The organism is Deltaproteobacteria bacterium (assembly GCA_016931625.1).
In the GTDB taxonomy this organism is placed as follows: domain Bacteria; phylum Myxococcota; class XYA12-FULL-58-9; order XYA12-FULL-58-9; family JAFGEK01; genus JAFGEK01.
In genome coordinates this window covers 1-2,640 of record JAFGEK010000078.1, presented here as the reverse complement: position 1 = coordinate 2,640, position 2,640 = coordinate 1, and the positions used below count along the sequence as shown (strand labels likewise).

At 41.7% G+C, this 2,640-nt stretch carries 6 protein-coding genes; 5 read left to right on the top strand and 1 reads right to left on the bottom strand.

The features are described 5' to 3' along the window. The first annotated feature begins 90 nt into the window (after positions 1–90). Positions 91–417, top strand: coding sequence for a hypothetical protein (locus tag JW841_07005; GenBank protein MBN1960678.1), 327 nt, complete (start codon positions 91–93; stop codon positions 415–417). A gap of 127 nt (positions 418–544) precedes the next feature. Here the strand turns inward: JW841_07005 and JW841_07000 are convergent, their stop codons facing one another. After that, positions 545–751 (bottom strand): hypothetical protein, encoded by a 207-nt coding sequence (locus tag JW841_07000; protein ID MBN1960677.1) that lies wholly within the window; start codon positions 749–751, stop codon positions 545–547. Between the two features lie 175 nt (positions 752–926). Here JW841_07000 and JW841_06995 point away from each other — a divergent pair, with 175 nt between their 5' ends. The 4 genes from JW841_06995 to JW841_06980 all read left to right on the top strand — a co-directional run bounded on the left by JW841_06995 (position 927) and on the right by JW841_06980 (position 2,392). Beyond that, positions 927–1,178 carry an antitoxin gene (locus JW841_06995; GenBank protein MBN1960676.1) on the top strand — a complete coding sequence of 84 codons (252 nt, stop codon included), beginning with the start codon at positions 927–929 and terminating at the stop codon, positions 1,176–1,178. Next, on the top strand, positions 1,175–1,612 hold the full coding sequence (locus tag JW841_06990; protein MBN1960675.1) for a PIN domain-containing protein: 438 nt from the start codon (positions 1,175–1,177) through the stop codon (positions 1,610–1,612). Before JW841_06995 ends, JW841_06990 begins: the two co-directional genes overlap by 4 nt. 64 nt (positions 1,613–1,676) lie before the next feature. Further along, positions 1,677–1,949, top strand: coding sequence for a hypothetical protein (locus JW841_06985; GenBank protein ID MBN1960674.1), 273 nt, complete (start codon positions 1,677–1,679; stop codon positions 1,947–1,949). Next, on the top strand, positions 1,946–2,392 hold the full coding sequence (locus JW841_06980) for a PIN domain-containing protein (GenBank protein ID MBN1960673.1): 447 nt from the start codon (positions 1,946–1,948) through the stop codon (positions 2,390–2,392). The genes JW841_06985 and JW841_06980 overlap by 4 nt, the downstream gene beginning before the upstream one ends. Positions 2,393–2,640 lie beyond the last annotated feature (248 nt).

Here is a 2,640-nt window from a genome sequence, read left to right as displayed (position 1 = left end):
TTGGCATCGTAAACTCATTAGTTGGCTAGAAGCTACATGGCAGTTGTGTAATCTATTTTGGTTATTTTGTTTTTTTGCAGATTTTATTCAGTGGCCAAAGATTTGACTACCATTGCAGTAAATGCAGAACAACTAGAGTCACATGTTTATACTGATACTGATACTGATAAGAGAGCATTTGTAAGCGATGTGGGTTTAAGCGACGTTGATTTAGAGCGTGAGCTGATTTTACCGCCTCGTAAAGATGATATACCGCAAAAGCAAATTGTTGAATACGATGATGATGACTCAGAAAAAAAATATCCGCGTATGCTAGTTGAACATGGGGCCATGATTAAAGAAAACTGGGAACGTCAAGGTGATAGCTTACTAAGAGAGAAGTGGCGTTTTAGCATATTGCGACAAATTGGCTGGTGATGGCACAGTTCCTATAAAAAGTCTTTTAGGTTTTGGTGGACCTGCAAAAGTGTTTAAAAAGCTACTGGCTAACCCTGAAATGCACAGGCACTAAGAATAGCACTAAGAATAACATCAAGAATATGGGCTAATGACGTTGCGTCATTTTACGAGTTATTGTTCGATAAATAATAAATAATGACAGCATCAAGAAGAGACGCAGAGCATGATAAATTAAAATATTATCTGGTACATGAAATAAATTAGGAAGTTGCTGTTTAATATCACGACAAAAAAATGCCGCAACTGCGAATGAGCCAAATGCCCAAACCCAAAGAAACCTGCCAGTACGCAATTTAGAGTCAATTATTATGATAATCGGCAAAAGAAAAAGCGCCAAAATGGTAATGTAAAAAAAACCAAAATATATAAAGAACATCGATTATATATAAACAAATTCATTAAACATAGATAGAACCAAATACATGGGCATATTGACATCTGATGCGCGCATTTGTAGCATCAGATGTATGAGAACCACCCTCGATATTTCTATGCCTGTGTTGCGAGAAATGAAAAACCTGCAACGCCGTACCGGCAAGTCTCTAGGTAACATAGCTAGTGAGCTGTTGTCTCAGGCTTTAGCGGCGCGTAGCGCCAATACCAAACCCGCAGTTTTTAAATGGACGGCGCAATCAATGGGCGCCTCACGTGTTGATCTGCGCGATAAAGAAGCGCTACGTCGAGCGCTCGATGAGACACCGACGGGTGTACGCAAGTGAGCTACAGCATTGACGTAAACATCTTACTTTATGCTTCGAATAAAAATTGCGTAGAGCACGAGCGTGCTGCAAAATTTTTGCAAGGATGCGCGCGCAATCATGAGCTCTTCTGTTTAGCCTGGCAGACTATTATGGCCTATCTACGTATCTCGACTCATCCGGCTATCTTTGTGTCACCGCTTAGCGACCAAGAAGCACGGCGCAATATTGATGCACTTTTGCGCCTGAGCCATGTACGCGCAATTGGCGAACAAGAGGGTTTCTGGGAGATATACAGTGAGCTTGCCGCATTGACACCAGCACGCGGTAACGATGTGCCAGACCTACACCTTGCCACCATCTACAAACAAAACGACGTAACTTGTGTGTTCACCAATGACAGTGATTTTCGCCGCTTTGCATTTCTGCGCGTGCGTAATCCTCTAAACGAGTAGTAGAACCAAATACGTAGTTGAACTTAGCTTGTTATTACTGGCAAGATAATGTATACATTACTGTATGCAGCGCTTATTACGAAAACAGGTCTATCTGACAGCCAAGCAGGCTAAGCGAATTAATCGTCGCGCTAAAATCGATGCGGTTGCTGAAGCGCAAATCATTCGTTTGGCGCTTGATTATGGTCTTGATATTTTAGAAACGTCACAAGATGAGCAGCGCCAGCGTGCCTATGCAAGGCTAATTGCTTTTTCAAATGAAGTAGCCGCTCGTGGGCCGGTAGTTGGTGGCAGAAGTTGGACACGCGATGAACTCTATGATCGGGGATTACGTTGAGTCGCGTTCTTCTTGATACCAACATTCTTGTTTATGCCTATGATCGCAGTGAAACCGCCAAACAGCTTTGTGTCATTAAGTTATTGCAAGAGTTAACGCAGCGGCATGAAATTGTGTTGTCAGCGCAAATTATGGGCGAGTTTTTTACGGTGGTGACGCGTAAACTAATAGCTAAATTGACCACCGAAGAAGCATGCATGCTCATGCAAAATTTTTCACAAGCGTGGTTGATACTACCAATCAATGATGTTGTAACCACACAGGCAGCGCGAATTGTTATTGATCATAGTATCGCCTATTGGGACGCACAGCTTTTGGCCGTTGCCCAGCAAAATAAAGTAAAATTTATATTAAGTGAAGATTTGCAAGACGGCCGTTTATTTAAGGATGTTAAAATTATTAACCCTTTAAGTGACCATTTTACCATTGAGCAGCTTGTTTGAGCCGCCTAACAAAAAACTTGCGTACGCGATAGGCAAAATGGCTTATCGGTAATTATTGAATATTGTATGGATTTTATAATTGGCACTTTTATTGCTTAATAATTGCTGAACAATGTGTGGGGTAATTTACTGTCCCATGCTGGGATGGTCAAAGCCCCCGCCTTAAGCTGACTCTTAGTCTCATTTTTCACTTTTATCGGAATTGGATTCCTACTTTCGTAGGAATGACGAGGAGTTACGTAAAACTC